General features: G+C 37.5%; 16 protein-coding genes and 1 pseudogene. 12 read left to right on the top strand and 5 right to left on the bottom strand.

Going from position 1 to position 23,183, the window contains the following annotated elements; genetic code table 11:
• Positions 1 to 162: 162 nt before the first annotated feature.
• Both F6K27_RS17630 and F6K27_RS17625 read right to left on the bottom strand, forming a co-directional pair.
• Complete coding sequence (locus F6K27_RS17630) at positions 163 to 807, bottom strand: class I SAM-dependent methyltransferase (RefSeq protein ID WP_124143169.1); 645 nt, start codon at positions 805 to 807, stop codon at positions 163 to 165.
• 804 nt (positions 808 to 1,611) lie between these two features.
• Positions 1,612 to 2,808 (bottom strand): bifunctional 2-polyprenyl-6-hydroxyphenol methylase/3-demethylubiquinol 3-O-methyltransferase UbiG, encoded by a 1,197-nt coding sequence (locus F6K27_RS17625; RefSeq protein WP_287278426.1) that lies wholly within the window; start codon positions 2,806 to 2,808, stop codon positions 1,612 to 1,614.
• Between the two features lie 1,246 nt (positions 2,809 to 4,054).
• Between F6K27_RS17625 and F6K27_RS17620 the strand changes: the two genes are divergently transcribed.
• The 7 genes from F6K27_RS17620 to F6K27_RS17590 all read left to right on the top strand — a co-directional run bounded on the left by F6K27_RS17620 (position 4,055) and on the right by F6K27_RS17590 (position 13,640).
• On the top strand, positions 4,055 to 6,796 hold the full coding sequence (locus F6K27_RS17620; protein WP_287278425.1) for a phycobilisome rod-core linker polypeptide: 2,742 nt from the start codon (positions 4,055 to 4,057) through the stop codon (positions 6,794 to 6,796).
• A 1,156-nt stretch (positions 6,797 to 7,952) separates the two neighbouring features.
• Positions 7,953 to 8,282 (top strand): 2Fe-2S iron-sulfur cluster-binding protein, encoded by a 330-nt coding sequence (locus F6K27_RS17615; protein ID WP_287278424.1) that lies wholly within the window; start codon positions 7,953 to 7,955, stop codon positions 8,280 to 8,282.
• 211 nt (positions 8,283 to 8,493) lie between these two features.
• Positions 8,494 to 8,688 carry a hypothetical protein gene (locus F6K27_RS17610; protein ID WP_287278423.1) on the top strand — a complete coding sequence of 65 codons (195 nt, stop codon included), beginning with the start codon at positions 8,494 to 8,496 and terminating at the stop codon, positions 8,686 to 8,688.
• Between the two features lie 150 nt (positions 8,689 to 8,838).
• Positions 8,839 to 9,906 (top strand): DUF3326 domain-containing protein, encoded by a 1,068-nt coding sequence (locus F6K27_RS17605; RefSeq protein ID WP_287278422.1) that lies wholly within the window; start codon positions 8,839 to 8,841, stop codon positions 9,904 to 9,906.
• A complete protein-coding gene (locus F6K27_RS17600; RefSeq protein ID WP_124143175.1) occupies positions 9,890 to 10,069 on the top strand; it encodes a hypothetical protein in 180 nt (59 codons plus the stop codon). Before F6K27_RS17605 ends, F6K27_RS17600 begins: the two co-directional genes overlap by 17 nt.
• Before the next feature lie 725 nt (positions 10,070 to 10,794).
• Entirely contained in the window at positions 10,795 to 11,373 is a 579-nt protein-coding gene (locus tag F6K27_RS17595; RefSeq protein WP_287279564.1) for a CPBP family intramembrane glutamic endopeptidase, read from the top strand.
• A 590-nt stretch (positions 11,374 to 11,963) separates the two neighbouring features.
• Positions 11,964 to 13,640: a M14 family metallopeptidase gene (locus F6K27_RS17590; protein ID WP_287279563.1), complete on the top strand. Its 1,677-nt coding sequence runs from the start codon at positions 11,964 to 11,966 to the stop codon at positions 13,638 to 13,640.
• 559 nt (positions 13,641 to 14,199) lie between these two features.
• On the opposite strand, the pseudogene F6K27_RS17585 reads toward F6K27_RS17590, so the two are convergent.
• Together F6K27_RS17585 and F6K27_RS17580 are read right to left on the bottom strand one after the other, a co-directional pair.
• Positions 14,200 to 14,496, bottom strand: a pseudogene (locus tag F6K27_RS17585) (IS1 family transposase); the annotation flags it as partial.
• Positions 14,497 to 14,570: 74 nt separating this feature from the next.
• Positions 14,571 to 14,702, bottom strand: a complete 132-nt coding sequence (locus F6K27_RS17580) for a hypothetical protein (protein ID WP_287284298.1) — start codon at positions 14,700 to 14,702, stop codon at positions 14,571 to 14,573.
• 1,114 nt (positions 14,703 to 15,816) lie between these two features.
• On the opposite strand from F6K27_RS17580, the gene F6K27_RS17575 reads away from it, so the two are divergent.
• A complete protein-coding gene (locus F6K27_RS17575; RefSeq protein WP_287279562.1) occupies positions 15,817 to 15,996 on the top strand; it encodes a hypothetical protein in 180 nt (59 codons plus the stop codon).
• A gap of 542 nt (positions 15,997 to 16,538) precedes the next feature.
• Here F6K27_RS17575 and F6K27_RS17570 read toward each other — a convergent pair.
• Positions 16,539 to 16,901, bottom strand: coding sequence for a Lin0512 family protein (locus F6K27_RS17570; protein ID WP_124143178.1), 363 nt, complete (start codon positions 16,899 to 16,901; stop codon positions 16,539 to 16,541).
• A gap of 657 nt (positions 16,902 to 17,558) precedes the next feature.
• On the opposite strand from F6K27_RS17570, the gene F6K27_RS17565 reads away from it, so the two are divergent.
• The 4 genes from F6K27_RS17565 to F6K27_RS17550 are packed head-to-tail and all read left to right on the top strand — an operon-like array spanning position 17,559 to position 22,379.
• Positions 17,559 to 18,443, top strand: a complete 885-nt coding sequence (locus F6K27_RS17565; RefSeq protein WP_287279561.1) for a UTP--glucose-1-phosphate uridylyltransferase — start codon at positions 17,559 to 17,561, stop codon at positions 18,441 to 18,443.
• Between the two features lie 47 nt (positions 18,444 to 18,490).
• Complete coding sequence (locus F6K27_RS17560; protein ID WP_287279560.1) at positions 18,491 to 19,768, top strand: glycosyltransferase; 1,278 nt, start codon at positions 18,491 to 18,493, stop codon at positions 19,766 to 19,768.
• Positions 19,769 to 19,788: 20 nt separating this feature from the next.
• Positions 19,789 to 21,075 (top strand): glycosyltransferase, encoded by a 1,287-nt coding sequence (locus tag F6K27_RS17555; RefSeq protein ID WP_287279559.1) that lies wholly within the window; start codon positions 19,789 to 19,791, stop codon positions 21,073 to 21,075.
• A 17-nt stretch (positions 21,076 to 21,092) separates the two neighbouring features.
• The gene (locus tag F6K27_RS17550; protein ID WP_287279558.1) at positions 21,093 to 22,379 is read left to right on the top strand and encodes a glycosyltransferase; all 1,287 of its coding nucleotides are present in this window, start codon (positions 21,093 to 21,095) and stop codon (positions 22,377 to 22,379) included.
• The last annotated feature ends 804 nt before the right edge of the window (positions 22,380 to 23,183 follow it).

Raw genomic sequence — 23,183 nt, 5'->3', positions numbered from 1 at the left:
GAGGTAGGAGTAAGAATTGTCCCTTAATTTTTCTGCCCAAATCTTGACCAAAATCCGCTCCTAAATTGAACCATTACCACTTAAAACCTCGCACTTTTTGATACTTAAAAAGGCTAAAACCTTTATCTATAAAAACTTTTAGATTTAATCAGCAAGCCCTAGTTATTGAGTCACTTGATAAGCAAGGTAATAAACAAGAATTTTCTGGGCATATTCTGAATGTCCAGGAAGGTAAGCCATTGGCTGAGAGATGTATTTTTGCTGCCATAACCCTTGGGATTCCATAGAGTTATATTCTGTTCCGTGACCCCCATCTTCAAATAAATCAACCCGCTGTGAAAAGATCACCCATCCCCCAGGACGGGTGACACGGCAAAATTCTTGTAAAGGGAAGTGATTTGGAAAATAGGTAAGAACTCCAATACAGTATGTAGCATCAAAGGTGTTGTCTGGCCATGAAAGCGGTTCCTGCAGGTTGGCTTTCACTAATTCACGATATACCTGGCGCTGAACCGCCTTATCCAGTGATTTTTGGGAGATGTCAACACCTATGATATTGGTAAAACCCTGATTGTAGAGAAATTCTCCAGTAAGGCCAGTACCACAACCAGCATCTAGAATCAAGTCTTCAAGTGAGAAAAACTGCTTGGCTAGCTCAACACCAATTCGAGGGCCTTCATACGCCCATTGCTTGATGAGATCGTCATAATCATCGGCTAAAAAGTCATAATCGGCCTCGACTTTTGAAGCATTTACAGGAGGTTTATGTGCCCAAGCAGAACTAATACTCTGAGGTTCTTGACTCATAGTTTCATCAATTTAGGTTAATTTTGAAAAAAAAAGTGTAAGTGATACCTAAAATTAGACATCACTTAGGTATGACTTACCTAAGAATCATTTATATTTTTTTATATTCTCTGTTGGGCATTGTTCAATAATTGATAATTAGGGTTTGCTGAAAAAGTCTTATGGGCAAGGGTAGGAGACAGGAGACAGGAGACAGGAGACAGGAGAAATGGGAATTAATTAGGAGGTAGGAGGAAGAATAACCAAGGGATTATTCTGCGCAACTATGAGCCTAAAATGCGCTCTTTTTTGAACCATTATCACCATTAAGCTTGGACTTTTTTTAACTAAAAAATGCGCTCAACCTTTATATTTCAGTGCTTTTAGATTTAATCAGCAAACCCTAATTACCTCTCCCTAAAAGCTATCCCTTACCCATAAGTCTTGAAACCCTTGTGGGGAGGAGGGGAGCAGCGGTGCGACCCCGCGTCGGCGACAGACCCAAGGGAACGCGCACCAAGAGAGGGAGCAGGAGAGAAAGGAGAAAAAATCATAGTAGCTAAGTAAAACTACTGAAGTTGTCAAAAAAAAGTCTTTTTCCATACATTTTTTCTCCCGAAAAACCTGAACCAAGACTTATCCATAACTCGTCTATTTTGTCAAGTTTTCTGCTAAGTTAAAGATGTGGGTAAAGCATAGCCCTAAAAGGAAGAGGATTGAATAAAAGGAAAATTTTTTCTCTCTTGGTCGATTGGATATGGCGAGGAGACCTCGCCATCCCTCGACCGCTTGTTTCTCCTTTAAAGAAGAGGCATTTTACCTTAATTATTCGGTAAGTAGAATCAAAAGTCTGGACTGAAGCGATCGCACAATTTCTAATTCCACTGGTATATTAGCTAATATTTCTCCTACTGTGGATGGGGATTGACTGTTTGAGTTAGTATCACAAGCTTGTAGAAATTCATATTCTTTCCTTGACAAATTTACCAATTTATAGTCACCATCAAATATATTCTCACTAGGCCATCCCTGAATACAAGGACTTAATTCAGGTATTGCTGCTAATAGAAGGCGATCGTCAGACCAATCAATCTTGGGTAAAGGTGGCCTACCTAAGAAAAACTCGTAATGACTAATCTGAGGGTCTAATAATTCAATCAAACGATAACGTTCCCGATCGTCCAAATCAACAACTCTTTCCACTAACTCGGAAGATTTTCCGATAAGTCGTTCTATATTCCAGTATTCACGATTAGAAAATCCCAGAAACTTTAAACCAGATGCTTCTATCAACTCAAACAGAGTATCGATATTATAATCAATCTCTTGGGGATGGACATACATATCTGCAAAACACTCATCTCTTTTATTTTCAAAAGCCCATCTTTCTTGTTCATATTTGACAAGACGATTATTTTCTGGTAGAGAAGCAAAAAGTTGACGTCCGATTTTTACTCCATCTTTGTAATTTCTAGGTTGATTACCTTGAAGGATAGCGATCGCCTGTTGCATGAGTCTAATTTCCCAGCGACCCAACTCTGCATAAACAAAGATGTGCATAATTCCGCCAGGAGCTAACTTCAAAGTAAGATTTTGAATACCTTTAATTGGATCGGGTAAATGATGTAGAACTCCTACACAATTAATAAAATCAAACTCTCCTTCTATTTGGCCTACATCATATATGCTGAGATGATGAAATTCTACTCGCGAAGCTCCCGAACGACTACACCGTTCCTTGGCCACTTGTAAAGCACCACTACTTAAATCAATTCCAACCACAGATGCTTGAGGATTAAGATGAACCAAATAATCTGTACTAGAACCAGTGCCACAACCTGCATCTAAAATCTTAATATCTTGTTTCTGGGGTGTTTGACCAGTGCAAAAACTATAAGCTACTGGCCAACTCCAGCGCCAGTTATATCCAGGTGGTGCTTCATCTACTAAAGGGTCTGGGGGAAATGGAAAAGTATCGTAGAGTCCCTCAACAGCAGAACTGATATCTAATTTATCCTTCATAATGAAATTGAATGTTCAAATAAGTCCAAAAAGCTCATGCATATTAGCATTTTGGGCAGACAAGAGCAGAAAAATCAAGTGACAATTCTTCCCACTATCTCCTCTACAATTACCATTTTTTCTAATTTCTGACTTCTAATACCATTTCTCTGTAACAATGCACTTAATAATTTTTGCTCAGACCTTATTACACTGACTATTCTCATCTTTATATTAAGCGCAGCTTCATAGAGAATTGGTATAACTCCTAAGTTCTAAACTTCTAACTTTTGACTTTTGGCTTTTGACTTCAAACTTTTAACTCCTAACTTTTGACTTCAAACTTTTAACTCCTAACTTTTGACTTCAAACTTTTAACTCCTAACTTTTGACTTCAAACTTATAACTTTTAACTTCTAGCTTCTAGCTTCTAACTTTTGACTTTTGACTTCTAAGATCCTGACTTCTGACTTCTGACTTCTGACTTCTAACTCCTACTCTTGCCAAAAGACTTTTTCAGCAAACTCTACTTAACAAAAATTATTATTTTTTCTAAGATAAATGACCATAAATCTATAAAATAAAATTCTGTAAGGTTTTTAACAAACACGGGTAATTAGCCTAAAATATTTTACCTTTGAAACAAAGTAAGGAAAAGCTAGAACATAAAAATAGCAAAAATACTTACTTTCTTTATGCCTCAATATTTCTATATGGTTAGTGTTAGACAACTTAAGGTTAAATAACTAAGCCAAGATTAGAAATAAAACAGGTACATTGGGCTAGGCAATACTTAATATAAATTCAGCCTAGTTTTTAAGGATATTCTAACTGAATATCTGCAAAAATAAGGTATAGGTTTCTAATGCTGATGTGAGAAACATCTGAACGAAAAATTTTGATGTAAAGCTACAGTAGTTTATCTGTGGAAATTCAGCAAGTATGGTGTTAAGAAAAATAACTATGCTTTCAGCAATAATCCAGAGGTAAGCAGAGAAAGTAGCTTAAATAAGATATAAACTTTGAGGTGGGGCATCGCCTTAAGTATCAATTAAGTTGCTGATGAAAGTCAATAAAACACAGATAGTAAAGAATATTTTCTAGTCTGTGGAAACCAGCTTTTACAGTAGGGAAAATCTTCATTGCAACTTCAGAAAAACCCATACTTACTCTCTAGAGAAAATGTCTGGGAAATGTCATAAAAATTCAAGCTAACAGTCTGAATAGAAGCTGTAAAAACTTCAAAATAGGGAGCAATAATAATCGAATGACTGTCAAAGCAAGTGGTGGAAGCTCAGTTGCACGTCCGCAACTATATCAAACTGTACCAGTATCAACTATTTCTCAAGCGGAACAACAAGACCGCTTTTTAGGAAAAGGAGAACTAGATGAACTAGCAACTTTTTTTAGTTCAGGAGCAAAACGTTTAGAAATTGCTCAGATACTGACTAATAATTCAGAAAGAATTGTTTCTGTTGCTGCCAATACTATTTTTACTGGTGGTTCGCCTTTAGCCTTTTTAGAAAAGCCAGATGAAGAAGAAATGGCCATGAGTGCTGTTACGGCTGCAACAACATCAGTTTCTGAAGGCATGAAGCTAGGTACTGTTACTTATGTAGAGAACAAAAGTAAAAACAACCCACTTCAGGGTATACGCTCGCTGTTCACTAATTTAGGAGCTAGTAGTGCTGGCCCTGTACCTGCTGGTTTTAGGCCAATTAGTGTGTCTCGGTATGGTCCAGTTAATATGACCAAATCCTTGCGGGATTTATCTTGGTTCTTACGCTATATTACTTACGCTATTGTGGCGGGAGACCCTAATATTATCTCAGTCAACGTTCGTGGTTTAAGAGAAATCATTGAGAATGCCTGTTCCTCTGCAGCTACAATTGTAGCTATCCAACAGATGCGACAAGCTTCGATTAGATATTTTCAAGACCAGGAAGCAAAGGAAATTGTTGCCCAATACTTTGATGTCCTTTTGACTGAGTTCCGCAGCTCAACACCTTCTAATAAGCAACGCCGGGGCCAAAGTTCAGACCAACAAGGTTTAGAACTACCACAAATTTACTTTAATGCTGCTGAAAAGCGACAAAAATTTGTGATGAAACCTGGTTTGTCTAACTTCGAGAAACAGGATGTCATTAAAGCTGCTTATCGCCAAGTATTTGAGAGGGATATTTTCCGAGCTTATAGTCTGAATATTTCCTACCTGGAATCTCAAGCCAAAAATTGCGAAATCTCCATGAAAGAGTTTATCCGTCGTTTGGGTAAATCTCCTTTGTACCGGAAACAGTTTTATGAAGGTTTTGTCAATAGTCGTGTTGTGGAATTGGCAGCTCGTCACTTTCTGGGTAGGGGTTTGAGTTCACCCCAAGAGTTCAGCAAATACTTTAACATTGTTACCAAAGGTGGTTTGTCAGCCTTGGTAGATGCCATGGTGGACTCTCAAGAATACTCCGATTATTTTGGTGAAGAGACAGTACCATATCTGCGTGGTTTAGGTCAAGAGGCTCAGGAATGTCGTAACTGGGGACCACAAATAGATCTATTTAACTACAGTGCCCCTTTCCGAAAAGTACCTCAATTTGTTACCTTATTTGCTGACTACAATCAGCCCTTGCCAGACCAGCACGTTTATGGTATGGGTAACGATCCATTAGAAATCCAGTTTGGGGCAATCTTCCCGAAAGAAACCCGTAGTCTCAAAAATCGTCCTGCACCTTTTGGCAAAGATACTCGCCGGATTCTAATTCGTCAGGGTGCTGGTATTGATAGCCAAATTAGTAACCCTGGTGCAAGAGCTAAAAATCCTGGTTCTCTTGGTCCAAAGGTTTTCAAACTTGACCAACTGCCTGGAGGTTATGTTAGTAGTGGTTTCAGTAACTCTGGTGGCAGCAACGGTGCTAGCATTAAGTTTTCTGAAAGTTCTACTCAAAAGATCATTACCGCTGCTTATCGTCAGGTATTCGGTCGTGATGTTTACGATGGTCAGCGTCTAAAGAGTGCTGAGAACAAACTAGAAAATGGTGATATCACTATTCGCGAGTTCATTCGTGCTTTAGCGAAGTCTGATACTTTCCGTAATATGTACTGGAGTTCTTTGTATGTGTGCAAAGCTATTGAGTACATTCATCGGCGGTTGTTAGGTCGTCCGACTTATGGACGTAAGGAAATTAATTCTTACTTCGATATTTGTGCCAAGAAGGGTTTCTATGCTCTAGTAGATGCAATCATCGATAGTCAAGAATACAATGAATCTTTTGGAGAAGATACTATTCCTTATGAACGTTATCTAACTCCTGGTGGTTTGTCATTACGAAATACAAGAGTTGGCAGTATTGGTGACAAAAATCTACAAGTAGAGAAAGAAGTTACGCCAAGATTTGTGGAGTTGGGTACTCCTGCCGAAATTCGCACTGAACCTGATATTGAGTTCCGGGTTGGTCAAGGTGTTAACAAGCAACGGGAGCAGTCTAAGGTCTTTAAGTTGACAAGTACCCAAGATAAGCAACAGGTGAAATTGATTATTGCTGCTGCTTATCGTCAGATTTTTGAACGCGATATCGATCCTTACATTGTTAAGAGTGAGTTCTCTTCCTTAGAAAGTAAGTTAGGGAATGATGAAATCAACCTCAAGGAATTTATTGAAGGGTTAGGTTGTTCTAAACTTTATGTTAAGGAGTTTTATACACCTTATCCTAATACTAAGGTAATTGAACTTGGTACTAAACATTTCTTAGGACGTGCTCCTCGCAATCAAGTTGAGATTCGTAAGTATAATCAGATTCTGGCAACTTTGGGTATTAAAGGTTTTATCAACGCTATGGTGAATAGTGCTGAATATATTGAGATGTTTGGCGAGGATACTGTTCCTTATCGTCGCTTCCCGACTTTACCTGCTGCTAATTTCCCGAATACTGAAAAACTGTATAACCAGTTAACTAAGCAAAATGATGATTTGGTTATACCGAGTTTTGAACCTGTAGCTATAGCTGACCGCAGTTAAACCAGTAATTATTTTTCTGAGGTTTTAAATTGCATTTATCCTCTGCTATAGATTTTTTATAGCAGGGGATTTTTTATAGTAGAAGGAAGAGGGAAAAGGGAAGGAAAAAAGGGAAATAATATTAGAGAGGCAGGTAATAATGTACTAAGTCAGATTTGGTGATACGTTAAATTATTCTCTGCTGCCTGTTACTAGCAAGTGCTAAAGTAGCGTATTTATATAAAACCCGATTATATAATACCAATTACCAAAAGTAATGCTATACTTCAACAGTCAAATAGTTACCAAAACAAAGAACAAGCAATAAAAATATCAAAAGCGGTCTGATTTTACTTTGAAATTAATTTTAATCAGGAGATTACAGGTATAGAAGTTGACAGTTTTATGAACTACATAATAGTTTTGATTAAATCAAGTAATTTCATTTTTTTTGCGTTGAATTATGTCTAGCTACTTAAGTTATTTTTTTTAATCCTGCAAGGTTTTTTTATAGTATAGCAGAATCAAAAAAGAAGAAGGAAAAAGGAAGAAGGAAAAATATTGCTTTGTCTAATACCAAATTCAAAAAAGGCAGTTACATCTTAATTTGTGATTTATTCCTAAAAGAAAAAATTATAAATTCTATAAATTCTAAAATTTCCACTTTTTTTCCTCTTTAATATTTATGTTTTTCTTTCTCTGTTCCCTGTTCCCTGTTCCCTGTGTCTTCACTGTAACAATATTTTATGAAATTGGTATAAGTTTTAAGCTTTTGATATGTCAGCACCCTTTCTTTCCACTGTTGTATATTTCTAGCATGGCTATTTAAATTTGTCTTGAAGTAAAGCTAAAAAATAAAAAATCATAATAAATCAAAGAGGATTTTGAAATTTATTTTCTAGATAAAATTACTTTTAGATTTTCTTGAATTAGTAATACCTGCTGTTAATAAAAATTCTATTTGAATAAAAAAAAATTCAAAGATGAAAATTAAGTTTGATCTCAGATAAGTGATTTTTGAATATTGAGAAATTTTCTCATTATTAGGATTGTAAAATTTTGTTTCATTTCGGATAATTAATGTTGCCCTCAATATCTAACAAGGGCTAAAATATAAATATTTCATAAAATCAAGGAGTCTAAATTCCTCTCTGGAATTAAATCTACAAATTACAATATGTCAAAGACTTATACTGTTGAAATTCACAACCAAGGACAAACTCACGCTATTGAAGTGCCAGAGAATAAAAAAATATTAGAGGTTGCTGAGGAGGCTAAATTGGATTTGCCTAACTCTTGCAATGCAGGGGTTTGTACAACCTGTGCAGCAAAAATTATTGGAGAGGGTACTGTAGATCAAGCTGATGGTATGGGAGTTGGTCCAGAACTCCAAGCAGAGGGTTATGTCTTATTATGTGTTGCCTATCCTCGGTCTAATTTAAAGATAGAAACTGGAAAGGAAGATGAGGTTTACGATCGCCAATTTGGTGCTTCACAAATAGCTTAAAAATGAATGAAAAGGAAGACTTGAATAATTAATAATTAATAATTACCTCTCCTAGAAAAGAAAAGGTAAAAGGAAAAATTTTTATTATCTTGGTCGAAACGACCGCTTTTTTATCCTTTAAAGGAGAGGCTTTAAAGCTTAATTATTCGGTAAATAAAGTTTATTTCGTAAACTAATTAACTTAAAATAGTACTGATAACTGATAACTGAAATGACTACTCATTTTATTAATGCTGAAATTGACCTACAAGAATCACCAAATAAACTCAATCAAGAAATTGAAAAAGAGTTAGAAAAAAGTGGCGAACCTCTACGTTGGGCAGTGACAAAGATAGATACAGAAAAACAAACAGCTCATGTAGAAGCTGTTGTAATTGAATCAGAAAGTTTAAGCACTAATGCTTAATTAGTTATTCATGCTTTTTGATTGATAATTGTTGAGTGTAGGGTTTGGTTGATCTACGATAATACCAAACCTAAAATTATTTTTAATAGAGTTTAAAAATTAGCTTTCCTGCTGAAATTATTGAATCAAATCAACTTATCTTTTTGACTTTTGACCTTCGACTTAAAACCTTATACAGTAGTCTTAATTATTCCCACTGGTATTGGTGCATCTATTGGTGGTTATGCTGGTGATGCTTTACCAGTGGCACGAGCGATCGCGCAAACTTGCGACCTCCTAATTACTCACCCCAATGTTCTGAATGGGGCACAACTCTATTGGCCATTATCTAATGCTCTCTATATAGAAGGCTATGCCCTTGACAAATTTGCTCAGGGATGGTATGGATTAAAACCTGTACATCAAAACCGAGTCGGTTTAATCCTTGACCAAGGCATTGAACCAGAATTGCAACTGCGCCATTTACAAGCCGCGGATGCGACTAGAGCAACTTTAGGGCTAAATCTCACAGATTATATAATTACAGATGCTCCACTAGAAGTACAATTACAAAAATCTGATTCTGGAGCATCCTGGGGCACAATAGCTAATTCAGATAGTTTGCTACGAGCAGCAGAAACTCTAATTCACAAAGCTAAAGCAGAAGCGATCGCTGTTGTTGCCAGATTTCCCGATGATGAAGGTAGTACAGGATTACAATTATATCGCCATGGACAAGGAGTTGACCCTTTAGCTGGTGCAGAAGCAGTTATTAGTCATCTGATTGTCAAAACTTTTCAGGTTCCCTGTGCTCATGCTCCTGCTTTATTACCTCTACCTTTAGACCCTAACTTATCGCCTCGGTCTGCTGCGGAAGAAATTGGTTACACATTTTTACCTTGTGTATTAGTGGGGTTGAGTCGAGCGCCACAATTAGTAAACACAAAAGATACTCCCCTACTGACTAATACCATTTTGGCAAAACAAGTAGATGCTGTGGTTGTACCTGCTACTGCTTGTGGCGGTAGTGCAGTAATGAGTTTCAGTCAAACTCCAGCACAAATTATTGCCGTCAGCGAAAATAAAACTCAAATGCAAGCTTCACCAGAAAGTTTGGGGATAAAAGCATTAGAGGTTAATTCATATTTGGAGGCGTTGGGGGTATTGGTTGCTCATCGGTCTGGCATTAATCCAGAAGCTTTAAGGCCAGAAATATTACCAATTGCTAAAATTCAGTAGTACAGTAGTCGAAGCAAAGGTTAGGACATATAAACCCACATTCCGCACCACAAAATGTATTATAATAGAAGAAGGAGTCAGGAGACAACCCACCCCTAACCCCTCCTGTGTAGGGGAAGACAGGAGTCAGAATTTAGGAGAAAATCATAGCTATCGTGATTGAGTACATAATCAAGCAAGTATTTATGCTTAATTGTTTACTCGGAATTTGATCAACGAAAAAAGTAATTGAGATGATTTGCATAGTATAAATAGGGTTTGCTGAAAAAGTCTTTTAGTAGGGGTAGGAGGCAACTCACCCCTAACCCCTCCTGTGTAGGGGAAGACAGGAGAAATGGGAATGAGCGAGGAGGTAGGAGTAACAATTGTCAATTTGGGATTTTTCTGTCCAACTATGAGCCTAAAATACGAGCCATGCATGAGCATGAACAGCTGAAAAATTTGCACTGCAATTCGACCCCAAAAAGGCACTTGTCTTTATATGTCAATGCTTTTAGATTTAATCAGCAAGCTCTAAATACCTACCAAGCCACGGTTTTTTTATACTACTTTTAATGTTGCAAAATGAAGTGCGGAATGTGGGATAAAAAGCTGACAGCAGTTTTCTAGTGGATGAGGTACATCTTGGGAGTAGTGGTGCGACCCCGCGTCGGCAACAAACGCAAGGGAATGCTGACTCCTGTGAGGGAACGCGCACCAAGAGAGGGAGTAGGAAAGAGGGGATAGAGATTAATATTGAACTGTACCTCACTATCTTAAAAAGTGCGGTCAAACTCAGACAAGGCAAGGTTTTTCCTTCTTCCTTCTTTCTTCTTCCTTCTTTCTTCTGCTATACCATCCTGTACAATAGTTAAATATAAAATCCAAACTTAATTTGATGGCGGACAAGTGACAGAGCAAATTCCTGAAAATCCAGAAATCGAGCCTCTAACTCGTACTCAAGTATTGGTGGCAATGGGGGTAACAGCATTGGTATTACTGGCAATCTCTAAAACCTGCTTGCTACTTGGTGTTAATTTATTACCTGTGAGTTGGAATCCCAGAGCATTATTGTGGGGAGTAGCGATCGCTTTAGGTATTACTATTGCTAGTTCCTTAGTTTATCGCATTTGGCCGACCTATCGTCGTAGTGCAGATCAATATCTTAAATTAGTTGTGACTCCTTTGTTATGGCCCGATTTAATCTGGTTGGGATTACTACCAGGATTGAGTGAAGAATTGTTATTTAGAGGTGTAATTTTGTCTGCCTTGGGATTGGATACAGTGGCATTAATTGCTTCAAGTATTTTCTTTGGTGTTTTACATTTGAGTGGTAAGCAACAATGGCCTTATATGGTTTGGGCAACAATAGTTGGAATAGTCTTAGGATATAGTGCCTTAGCCACAGGTAATTTATTAATACCAATTATCGCCCATATTTTGACAAATTTGATTTCTAGTGGTATGTGGAAGTGGGAACATAATTAGGGTTTACTTATGGAAAGTCTTTTTGCTGGGGTAGGAGACAGGAGACAGGAGAAATGGGAATGAGCGAGGAGGTAGGAGCTAAGTTTTGTCAGAGTGATTTTTCGGCTTTTGCTTCGGTGAAAATCCTCACTTTTTTAACTTAAGCTACCGAAAAGCTCATACTTTTTCAAGACATAAAAAGCCTAAAACCAATATCAGTCAATGGTTTGATATTTAATCAGCAAGCCCTAATTACAAATAGACATCTTCACAAGAGAGGGAGTAAGGATTCAAGAATTTATAATTTATAATTTAGAATTAAGAGTTTAGAATTACCTATTCTTATAAATAAGAAGATTGAATAAAAGGATTTTTTTTCTTTTTTCTCCATGAATGGAGAGGCTTTATACCTGAATTTTTCGGTAAGGGAAAATAATTGATAATTTATGTGCGATAATTGATTTTATTTTTTATTATTGGACATTTCTAAAGTCACAAAGAGTTTAATAATTATGGTTAAAACTGATAATGTTAGTCTCCAGTTTGGCTGGATAATTCTAACAAATACTAATTCTAATTTAATTACATATATAGAGACTTAATAATTTAAGATGACAGAATCAGGGTTTGATTTTAGCCACTACTATACATATCAAGAAGTGGTAAGTTTTTTGCATCAAATGAGTGAAAGTAATCCCCATTTGATTAAGTTAGAAGTTATTGGTAAAAGCTATGGTGGATTAGATATTTTCTTAGCTACTGTTACTAATCAAAATACAGGAAAAGCAAAAGAAAAACCTGGATATTGGATTGATGCTAATATTCATGCTGGAGAAGTTACAGGTTCTGCTGTTGCTCTATATATTATTTATCATCTACTAAATAATTATGCTAGGGAACCTCAAATTACTCGTTTATTAGATAACTACACAGTTTATGTATTACCTCGTATTGCTGTTGATGGAGCAGAACAATATTTAACAACTCCCCAAAGATTGCGATCGAGTATTCGTCATTATCCATATCCCGAAGAACGTGATGGACTCCACTGGGAAGATATAAACGGGGATGGGTTAATTTTGCAGATGCGACTCAAGGATGATTGTGGAGCGTGGAAAATTTCGCCAGAAGACCCAAGAATAATGGTGCGTCGCGAACCTGATGAATTTGGAGGTACTTACTACACTATTCTGCCAGAGGGAATTATCAAAAACTATAACGGTTACGATATTAAAATTGCTCCCGCATTAGAAGGAATGGATTTTAATCGCAACTATCCTTATAAATGGCAACCGGAGGGAAAACAAAAAGGTGCTGGAGATTTTCCTTTTTCTGAACCGGAAACTCGTGCTGTAGCAGAATTTTGGCGCGAGCATTCTAATATTAATGGTTTTATTAGTTATCATACCTTTTCTGCGGTAATTTTACGTCCTTATAGCATTTACCCAGACGACCGTTTGCCTGTGGAGGATTTGGAAATTTACAAGTTGATTGGGGAAAAGGGTACTGAAATTACTGGTTATGAATGTGTTTCGGTTTATCATAACTTTTGCTATCCTGCTAATCGGAAGACTTATGGTGCAATGGATGATTATTGTTATGAGCGCTTTGGTTGGTTTGGTTTTGTTATAGAACTTTGGGATGCACCTACCGCAGCGGGAGTTAAGAAGGAGGATTATGTTAAGTGGTTACGACACCATCCTGTTTCAGACGATCTGAAATTGATGCAGTGGAATGATGAAAATTTGGGTGGGAAGGGTTTTATTGACTGGCAACCGTTTGAACATCCGCAACTGGGTACTTTAGAAATTGGTGGATGGAATCATAAGAAGGTTTGGCAAAATGCTCCTGTGGAATATTTACCAAAGTTGTGTGAGCAACATTGTCAGTTTGCTATTTCTCATGCTTTGATGTCGCCTCGTTTGGCAGTGAGTCAGACGGTAGTTGAGCATCAGGGTGGCGATATTTATCTGGTAGTGGTGCAGTTGGAAAATCAGGGATTTTTGCCTACTTATACCAGTGAAAAAGCTAGGGAAGGAAAAAGTGTTCGACCTATAGAGGTGATGTTGACTTTGCCTGAAAGTGTAATGTTGCTTAGTGGGAAGCAGTTACAGGAAATAGGTCATTTAGAGGGGCGATCGAATAAAGCTTTTGCTAATTTTGCTCAAGGTAATGATTATCGTTGTCATGTTGAATGGGTGGTTAAAGGTTTTGCTGGTTGTGAAATTGAAATGACGGCGCGGGGGCAACGTTCAGGTGTGGTGAAAACTGTGATTACTTTAAAATAATGGCGTTGCTGAAAATCGTGTATGGTATTAATCTTAATTAGATATCTCCAGAAAAGAGGGAGTAGGCAGCTTTGCTGTAGGCAGTAGGGAGAAAGAATTGATATATCTAGTGTGAGAATTGATTTGATTTTTGATTTTTACCAGATGTCTATTCTTTAGGAGTCAACCCATCCCTAACCCCTCCCAGGAGGGGGAGTCAGGAGAACCGAGTCAGGAGAGAAGAAATAAGAAGAAAGAGTAGTATAAAAGAAAGTTTTGGTAGTCCTGTATATGTAGTGATCAAATGGTGGTCAGGCGATATAGCTGCCGCTAGGATCCGCCAACGCTTCATTATAATTATCAATGAAATACCAAATAACTCCTAAATGGTTTTATCGCTTTTTAGAAAAGGATAAACTCTTTCTGACCAACCGAGAAATTCTTTGACGTCAAGTATTATAGCAATGAGCGCTGGTATATTTACAAATTGCAGGAGTGGCCAAATAGCTAAAAATCTTATATTATCGGCAATTTATTCCCCCAGATGAGCTGTTGCCTGTTGCCTGTTGCCTGCGCACAGCGCTATATTTAATCTTTCTATATAAGCTGTTAAACCTGTTTCTTTCCCCACTGATTTATGTCTTAAATCAGGAAAAACAAGATCGTAAGCTGACCAAAAATCTGTATAACAAACTGCACAGTGTCTATAGATACCTGGTCATGAATTCCACAATCCTAATGCCCCTTTTTCTCCTCTTTCCCCTAAGTAAAAACCCACAATTTCTTTACTGTCTATATCCATAGCTAACCAGAGCCATTGTTTGTGATTTTTATTACCTACAAATGACCACATTTCATCAAATTGGATAGTGAGTTTATATCATGTCCGTTGGTATCGTTTGTGTAAAAGTTAGCGTGGATATCTACAGGAAATTTAAGTTTTTTTCTTGCTCAATTGCCTTCCTGTTTGTTGCCTTCCGGAGCTGTTGCCTGTTGCCTACCTTTGCTATACAATACCGATGCTACCGGACATGATATTACCTGTTTTTTTTGTACATTTAATAGACTGTGAAACATGAGCATACTTATTAGACTTGTCGCTTTATAACTTAAAAATCCCCAAAAATCTTGTTATGTAAGGATTGTAGCTATTGGATAGCAAAAATACTGGGAATTATTGCTCTGTCTAGGTTAGAGTGATTTTTTCCCTTTATTTAGCGACAACTCTATTATTGACCTAATTCTGGAGCCATTTTTATGACACACCTATTACAGGAATTATACCAGCCAAACTAATTTTTTCTAGTAATAACTGATCAATCAGTTCTTTGGTTTCATGACTAATATAATTTCTGTGACTATTTTCGACAAATTTTCAGAGACTATTTTGACATTGATATTTTTGTTTTTTGTTGTGAATCGTCCCATTTTTGAAAATATAATTACTACCACAACTAGGACAGATTAATTGATGATTTGACATCTGAATTATAGAGATTTTTTTATTATTACTGTCATAGATAATAGCATACTTTTTTTCAGGATACTTGGGATTGATTCCTGATATTTTTATTTCTGATTATATGTAGCGATCGCCTAGGCAATAATTTTGATTTTTTTTGAGCAGGAAAAACTTAATATTTTCAAGATTAATGTCAAGAACTAATCATTTATATTGACTTATCACTACATATACAGGACTACCGAAAGTTTTTTGTTAACTAATTATCCAGGCATGATATCATACCTCAAATCACCAACACCAAAATAATTATGTATTATGCCATGTCCGGTTGAATACTTATAACCTACATTCCGCACGACAAAATGTCGTATAAAAAATAGGAGACAGGAGACAGCTATACTGGAGACAGGAGACAGGAGACAATTATAGTTGTCAATAGGAGTAAGTAATATCATGTCCGGTAGCATCGGTATTGTATAGCAAAGGTAGGGAACACTTAACTGGGAACACTTAACTGGGAACAGGCAGGAATACTTAAGGGCAATAAAAAAAACTTAAATTCCCTGTAGATATTCACCCTTGGGTTTACACAAACGCGCCCCAGCGGACATGATATAATTGAGTATTTATATTTAATATTTTCCTGAGAATCTGACTGCTGAGAAAGGTCAAATGTAGGAGCTATATAGTATAAATATCTACCAAGTTATATCATGTCCGGTAGCATCGGTATTGTATAGCAAAGGTAGGCAACAGCTCATCTGGCAACAGGCAACAGGCAACAAACAGGAAGGCAATTTAGCAAGAAAAAAACTTAAATTTCCTGTAGATATACACGCTAAGTTTTACACAAACGATACCAACGGACATGATATTACGGATTTTTCTACTACTTTTAATGTTACAAATTGAAGTGCGGAATGTGAGTTATAAATAACGATGAAGGAGTCAGGAGTTAAGAAGAGAAGAAAGTTTTTCCTGAACGCTATTAAACGGAAATGATATCACCTAACACTTAAAACTTTATTTTTATAAACCAGTTATTTCAGTTGCCAAGGCTGATTTATTCTGTTTTTTTCTGCATAAGAACAGACAAGTGAGTTGATTTAATTTCATTTTAATGAGAGCTTTCACTCAAATTTCAAGGAATTATAACACTACGCGCTGGGAATGGAAAGTAGGGTGGGATAACTACCAAGTTGAAATATAGCCATCTTCATCAGAACTTTAAAATACTCCATTCTTATTTAAAGATTTGATGAAGAACAGCAAAAATTGATGTTTTTTCAAAAAAAAAAGTTCATAATAGTAAGTGTGAATTTCAACTAACTTATTAACCTCAACTAAGTAACCTAGATATATCTGCTATGTATTTTGTAGTCAAGCATAGCAGATTTTTTCTTGTTTCAAAAACTATGAACTACATCATGTCCGTATCAACCCAAACAACCGATTTAAGTCTCTACCAATACAGTAACCGCTGCTACAGCAATTAACATTTCATCATTTTTATCTTCCAATTCAGCGATCGCCCTACCCTGTATTACCATACCCCCATCTTCAATAGTGATACTTTTCTGGCCAAAAGGCAATACAGCCAAAACTTCTTCTACCTTCACCTCTTCTGGATAAGGTACAGCCACCTGTACTTCTACAATCATTTCATTGGGATGACTTAAACCTGCTACTTCCCAGACTCCGGGTAAAGCATTATGAGCGATCGCATTTCTGACAGCTCTAGCTGCAGCTACTGTTGGTTCCTGGCCATGTTGGTCTATCCCCATACCCATTTCAATAATTAAACGTTTTCTCGTCATAACTACCCAAAATTAACTACAATTTGTTCAAAATAATAGAATCACCAGGAATTTCCCAGTGATATCATCTCCGGTAGGATCGTAGCGTATATAGAATTAAGTTTCAATTAAAAGAAACCCTTTCCTACGGAATGCTACGCAAACAGCATAGCAGCATAGCTGCCCTCTGCTTTCCTTCCACCAAAGTATAAGTATTCAAGCGGACGTGATATGATTCTATTATCCTATGCTTTGAAGAAGGAGACAGGAGACAGGAGACAGGAGACAGGAGGAAAATTACTTATGGATAGTCAACGACCTGCCGCTCCGCGTCTACGCTCCCCCAAGTAATGCGTGAACACGACCGTTGACGGTGGGGTATTAAACCCACAAAGAAAATGATCAAAAAAAACTGATAGCTTTCAGCAATGGTATACAACTCGAAACAAAGTTTGTTAAAAATTAAATTGAGACAACTGTAAAAACTACCAACATATTCATTATCATTTATAAGAGTTGTCGCTAAATAGAGGGAAGAAATCGCTCCAACCTAGACAGAGCAATAATTCCAATACTTTTGTATTACTAATAGCTACAATCCTTACAGAATAAAGGTTTTGGGGATTTTTTAAGTTATCAAGCGACAAGTCTATTGGTTAGCCAAAAAACTAAAATTATATGACAGAATCAAAAGCTAAAGTTAGAAAAGCAGTAATTCCAGCAGCAGGTTTTGGTACGCGGATGTTTCCAGCTACTAAAGTTGTCAAAAAAGAACTCTTTCCAATTATTGACAAGGATGGTAGGGCAAAACCGATAATTCAAATAATTGTGGAAGAAGCCATAAATGCAGGAATAGAAAATGTGGGAATAGTAATACAAAAAAGCGATTTCCAAGTTTTTACAGATTTTTTCCAAGCTATCCCTAGTTATTATCAGAAACTTTCACCAGAAAAACAAGAATATTGTCAATATTTACAAAATTTAGGCAGTAAAATTACTCTATTAACTCAGTCAGAGCAAGCTGGTTATGGTCATGCAGTTTTCTGTGCTAAAGAGTGGGTGGGAGATGAACCTTTTTTGTTATTACTAGGAGACCATATTTATACTTCAGAGGTAAAAAAATCTTGTGCAAGTCAAATTTTGCAAGTCTACGAACAGACCAATAAAAGTGTAATTGGGGTGAGAATAATACCAGGGACAGAAATACATCATTATGGTTGTATTAGTGGGAGTTTAGTTGCCGATGGCATAATTAATATAGATACAATTTATGAAAAACCAGAACTAAATTATGCCAGACAAAAACTTCATGTGGCAGGAATGAAAGAAGATGAATTTCTAGGAGTTTTTGGCATATATTTATTGACAGCAAAAATATTTGATTACCTAGAAGAAAATATCAAACAAAATGTTAGAGAAAAAGGTGAATTTCAACTGACATCTTGTTTGGATAAATTGCAAAAAACAGAAGGAATGAACGGGTATTTGGTAAAAGGGAGATGCTTTGACACCGGAATGCCAGATGTGTATTGGCAGACAATGATTGATTTTCGTAATGCTTGAGAGTATCATTGTAGAGAAAAATTCAGAAAACAAGGGAAAAACTTACTATGACTCATTTTGGTTTAATATGTCCCGGATCGACAGGACACCTAAACACAATGCTTCCCTTGGGGCAAGAATTAAAAAGGCGCGGTCATCGCGTTACTATGATCGGGGTGCTTGATGCTGAAGCTAAAACATTAGCAGCAGGATTAGAATTTCTAGCTTATGGTACAGAAGAATATCCCAAAGGAGGGATGGCAGAATCTTTAAATCAGCTGAGTAAACTTAGCGGGTTAGCTGCCTTTCGCTATACCATTAACCTATTTAAAGACGGGGCAAATGTTTTGCTTCGGGATGCTCCGCAAGTTATCAAAAATGCTGGCGTAGATGCTTTACTAATTGACCAAGCTTCATCAGCAGGTTCGATCGCGGATTTTCTCAACATTCCTTTTATCACTATCTGTAGCGCAGTAGTATTAAATCCAGATGAGAATCTCCCCCCTTATTTCACAAACTGGAAATATAGCACCGCCTGGTGGGCAAAATTACGCAATCAAGCTGGTTATGCTTTGTATAAACGGCTGAGAAAACCGATCGCGCAAGTAGTAGCTGAGTATCGTCGCCAATGGAATTTACCTCTATACTCTCAACTTGGTGATGCTTATTCTCAACTAGCTCAAATTAGTCACCAACCTGCTGAGTTAGAATTTCCCAGGAAAAATTTGCCCCAGTGGTTTCATTTTACTGGACCCTATCATTATTCCAGTAGTCGAGAACCTGTTTGCTTTCCTTGGGATAAATTGACAGGAAAACCTCTGATTTATGCTTCTATGGGAACTGTGCAAAATCGTCTGATTGATGTCTTTTATAAAATTGCAGCAGCTTGTGAGGGGTTGGATGCTCAGTTAGTAATTTCTCTGGGTGGGTCTGCAACTCCAGAATCTCTACCCAACTTGCCAGGAAGTCCTTTAGTTGTGGAATATGCGCCCCAGTTAGAATTGCTCAAGAAAGTCACTCTTACTATTACTCATGCAGGTATGAATACAACTTTGGAATGTTTAAATAATGCAGTGCCAATGGTTGCTATTCCTATTGCTAACGACCAACCAGGAATAGCAGCGCGAATTGCTTGGACTGGAGCAGGGGAAGTTGTACCTCTCAAACAGATAACTGTACCTGGGTTACAAAAAGCTATTTCCCAGGTATTGACACAACCTTCATATAAAGAAAATGCTTTGAGACTACAGAAAGCGATTGACACAGCAGGTGGGGTAACTCGTGCTGCCGATATTATTGAACAAGTAGTATCTACAGGAAAACCAGTCTTAGCAGGAACTATATAACTAGGAGAAAATTAATTATTATGACTCATTTTGGTGCAATCTGTCCTACACATTTTACAGGACATCTAAATACAATGCTACCTTTGGCACAAGAATTAAAAAGGCGGGGTCATCGCGTCACCTTTATTGGAATAGTTGGTTATGAAGCTAAGGTATTAGCAGCAGGATTGGAATATCTTGGCTATGGTAAAGAAGAACTTCCTCAAAGAGTGATGACAGAATATTTGGATCATCTCAGTCAACTTAGTGGCATACCTGCTTTTCGCTATGCTGTAGTTACAATTTTGGAAAAAGATGCAAATGCTTTTCTTCAGGATGCTCCACAAATTATCAAACATGCTGGCATAGATGCTTTGCTTATTGACTCGGTTTCAACAGGAGGGGCAACGATCGCCGAGCTTCTCAAAATTCCTTTTATCACTATTTCTAGTATAGTGGTATCCGATGAAGATAATAAAATTCCTCCTTTTTTCACTAACTGGAAATATAATCCCACCTGGTGGGGAAAACTGCGTAATAAATTTGAGTACCGTAGAACTAGACGCTGGACAAAACCTTTGATAGATGTGGTGAGTCAATATCGTAGTCAATCAAATTTACCTTTGCAACCTGAGCCTGATACTCCTAATTATCAACTGGCTCAAATTAGTCAACAACCTGCTGAGTTAGAATTTCCCAGGGAAAATTTGCCGGAGTGGTTTCATTTTACGGGACCATTTCATTATTCAGGTACTAGAGAACCTGTTCCCTTTCCTTGGGATAAGTTGACAGGAAAACCTTTGATTTATGCTTCTCTGGGAACTTTAGTCAATTCCCAGGTTGATGTCTTTGATAAAATTGCTACAGCTTGTGAAGGGTTGGATGCTCAGTTAGTTATTTCTCTGGGAGGTTCGGCCACTCCAGAATCTCTACCGAACTTACCGGGAAATCCCCTAGTTGTCAAATATGCACCCCAGTTAGAACTACTGCAAAAAGCTACTCTGACTATTACTCATGCAGGTATGAATACAACTCTAGAATGTTTAAACAATGCAGTACCAATGGTTGCTATTCCTATTGCCTTCGATCAACCAGGAATAGCAGCACGAATAGCTTGGAGTGGAGCAGGGGAAGCTATACCAATAAAGCGTTTGACTGTAGCTCGATTAAAAAAAGCAATTTCCAAAGTTCTAACACAACCATCATATAAACAAAATGCTTTGAGATTACAGTCAGCAATTAAGCGATCGGGTGGGGTAACTCGTGCTGCTGATATTATTGAACAAGCAGTATCTACAGGAAAACCTGTCTTAGCAGGAACTATCTAACTAGAAAACAACTTATTGTGACTCATTTTGGTGCGATCTGTCCTACACAATTTACAGGACATCTAAATACAATGCTACCTTTGGCACAAGAATTAAAAAGGCGAGGTCATCGTGTCACCTTTATTGGAATAGTTGGTTATGAAGCTAAGGTATTGGCAGCAGGATTGGAATATCTTGACTATGGTCAAGAAGACCTTTCTCCAGAGGCAATGAAAAAATCTTTGTATCATTTAAGTCAACTCAGTGGAATAGCTGCTTTACGTTATGGTATTCAGCTCAAAAAAAATGGGGCGAATGTTTTACTTAAGGATGCTCCACAACTTATTAAAAATGCTGGCATAGATGCTTTGCTCATTGACTCAATTTCAATCGCAGGAGGAACGATCGCCGATCTTTTGGAAATTCCTTTTATTACTATTTGTAGTGCAGTGGTATTTCATCTAGATTATGCTATTCCACCTCATTTTAAAAGTTGGGAATATAACCCTACCTTGTGGGGAAAACTCCGCAACCTATCTGCTTATACCTGGTCTGGACTACTCAGAAAACCTGTGAGAGATTTGATAGCAGAGTATCGTCGCCAATGGAATTTGCCTTTGTACTCTCATCCTAATGATGTATATTCCCAACTAGCTCAAATTAGTCAACAACCTGCTGAGTTAGAATTTCCCAGGGAAAATTTGCCTAAGTGGTTTCATTTCACAGGACCATTTCATTATTCAGGTACTAGAGAACCTGTTGCCTTCCCTTGGGATAAGTTGACTGGGAAACCTTTGATTTACGCTTCTCTGGGAAGCTTAGTAAATCGTTTTATTGATGTCTTTGATAAAATTGCAGCAGCTTGTGACGGGTTGGATGCTCAGTTAGTAATGTCTCTGGGGGGTTCGGCAACTCCAGAATCTCTACCGAACTTACCGGGAAATCCCCTAGTTGTCAAATATGCACCTCAGTTAGAACTGCTGCAAAAAGTTACTCTGACTATTACTCATGCAGGAATGAACACAACTCTAGAATGTTTAAACAATGGAGTACCAATGATTGCTATTCCTATTGCTCTGGATCAACCAGGAATAGCAGCACGAATAGCTTGGAGTGGAGTAGGGGAAGCTATACCACTGAAGCGTTTGACTGTAGCTCGATTAAGAAAAGCAATTTCCAAAGTACTAACACAACCTTCATATAAACAAAATGCTTTAAGATTACAGTCAGCAATTAAGCGATCAGGTGGAGTAACTCGTGCTGCTGATATTATTGAACAGGCAGTTTCTACAGGGAAACCAGTCTTAGCTGAAACGATAAACTAGGAAGGCAGAAACAATTTTTCAACTTCTACTTTTCTCTTGATCTGAAATCCGGTTATACATTTGTCGCACTTTATATAGCGCTGTGCGCAGGCAACAGCTCCGGAAGAGGGAATAAAAAACCTTTGAAGAAGGAGACAGGAGACAGGAGACAGGAGACAGGAGGAAAATCACATGGGGATAGTCAACGACCTGTCGCTCCGCGTCTACGCTCCCCCAAGTAATGCGTGAACACCCCCGTTGACGGTGGGGTATTAAACCCACAAAGAAAATGATAATATAAGACTTTTAGCTATTGGACAGTTCTTGTAATTTGTAAATATGCCAGCGCACATTGCTATATAAAAAAACTTCTGGCATTGAAGTTTTCTTTCCCTACTGCCTACAGCAAAGCTGCCTTCTGCCTTCCTTCCTCCAAAGTGTAAGTATTCAACCGTTAGCGTAGCTCCCCCTCCGGGGGAACATGATATAAAAAATCAAATCAATTATTCCAAAGAAATTATCAATTCTTTACGCCTACTGCCTACAGCAAAGCTGCCTACTCCCTACTCCCTATGGGTGGAGTAGATGTCTAATTATCATTACATTTAAGCAACGCCAAACAATTGTGCTATCCGCCATCTCCGTTCTACTAAACTTACCCAAACTTACCCATGCCGGAATTGCATGAGCTTCAGTGTTCTATAGAACCCCTAACCGTATCTTCATATAAATATCAAGTTTTTTTGACTAGGAGACAGCTATACTGGAGACAGGAGACAGAAGGTAAGAGAGAAAAGGTTAAGAGGGAAGATTTGGGGAGAGATA

This window comes from Okeania sp. SIO2F5, from assembly GCF_010692685.1.
In the GTDB taxonomy this organism is placed as follows: Bacteria; Cyanobacteriota; Cyanobacteriia; order Cyanobacteriales; family Microcoleaceae; genus Okeania; species Okeania hirsuta.
This window is presented reverse-complemented; position numbering and strand designations above follow the sequence as displayed.

Coding starts and splice junctions, on each gene's coding strand:
- F6K27_RS17630 (WP_124143169.1), bottom strand. CDS start 807: ATGAGTCAAGAACCTCAGAGTATTAGTTCTGCTTGGGCACATAAACCT.
- F6K27_RS17625 (WP_287278426.1), bottom strand. CDS start 2,808: ATGAAGGATAAATTAGATATCAGTTCTGCTGTTGAGGGACTCTACGAT.
- F6K27_RS17620 (WP_287278425.1), top strand. CDS start 4,055: ATGACTGTCAAAGCAAGTGGTGGAAGCTCAGTTGCACGTCCGCAACTA.
- F6K27_RS17615 (WP_287278424.1), top strand. CDS start 7,953: ATGTCAAAGACTTATACTGTTGAAATTCACAACCAAGGACAAACTCAC.
- F6K27_RS17610 (WP_287278423.1), top strand. CDS start 8,494: ATGACTACTCATTTTATTAATGCTGAAATTGACCTACAAGAATCACCA.
- F6K27_RS17590 (WP_287279563.1), top strand. CDS start 11,964: ATGACAGAATCAGGGTTTGATTTTAGCCACTACTATACATATCAAGAA.
- F6K27_RS17580 (WP_287284298.1), bottom strand. CDS start 14,702: ATGCTCATGTTTCACAGTCTATTAAATGTACAAAAAAAACAGGTAATA.
- F6K27_RS17570 (WP_124143178.1), bottom strand. CDS start 16,901: ATGACGAGAAAACGTTTAATTATTGAAATGGGTATGGGGATAGACCAA.
- F6K27_RS17565 (WP_287279561.1), top strand. CDS start 17,559: ATGACAGAATCAAAAGCTAAAGTTAGAAAAGCAGTAATTCCAGCAGCA.
- F6K27_RS17560 (WP_287279560.1), top strand. CDS start 18,491: ATGACTCATTTTGGTTTAATATGTCCCGGATCGACAGGACACCTAAAC.
- F6K27_RS17555 (WP_287279559.1), top strand. CDS start 19,789: ATGACTCATTTTGGTGCAATCTGTCCTACACATTTTACAGGACATCTA.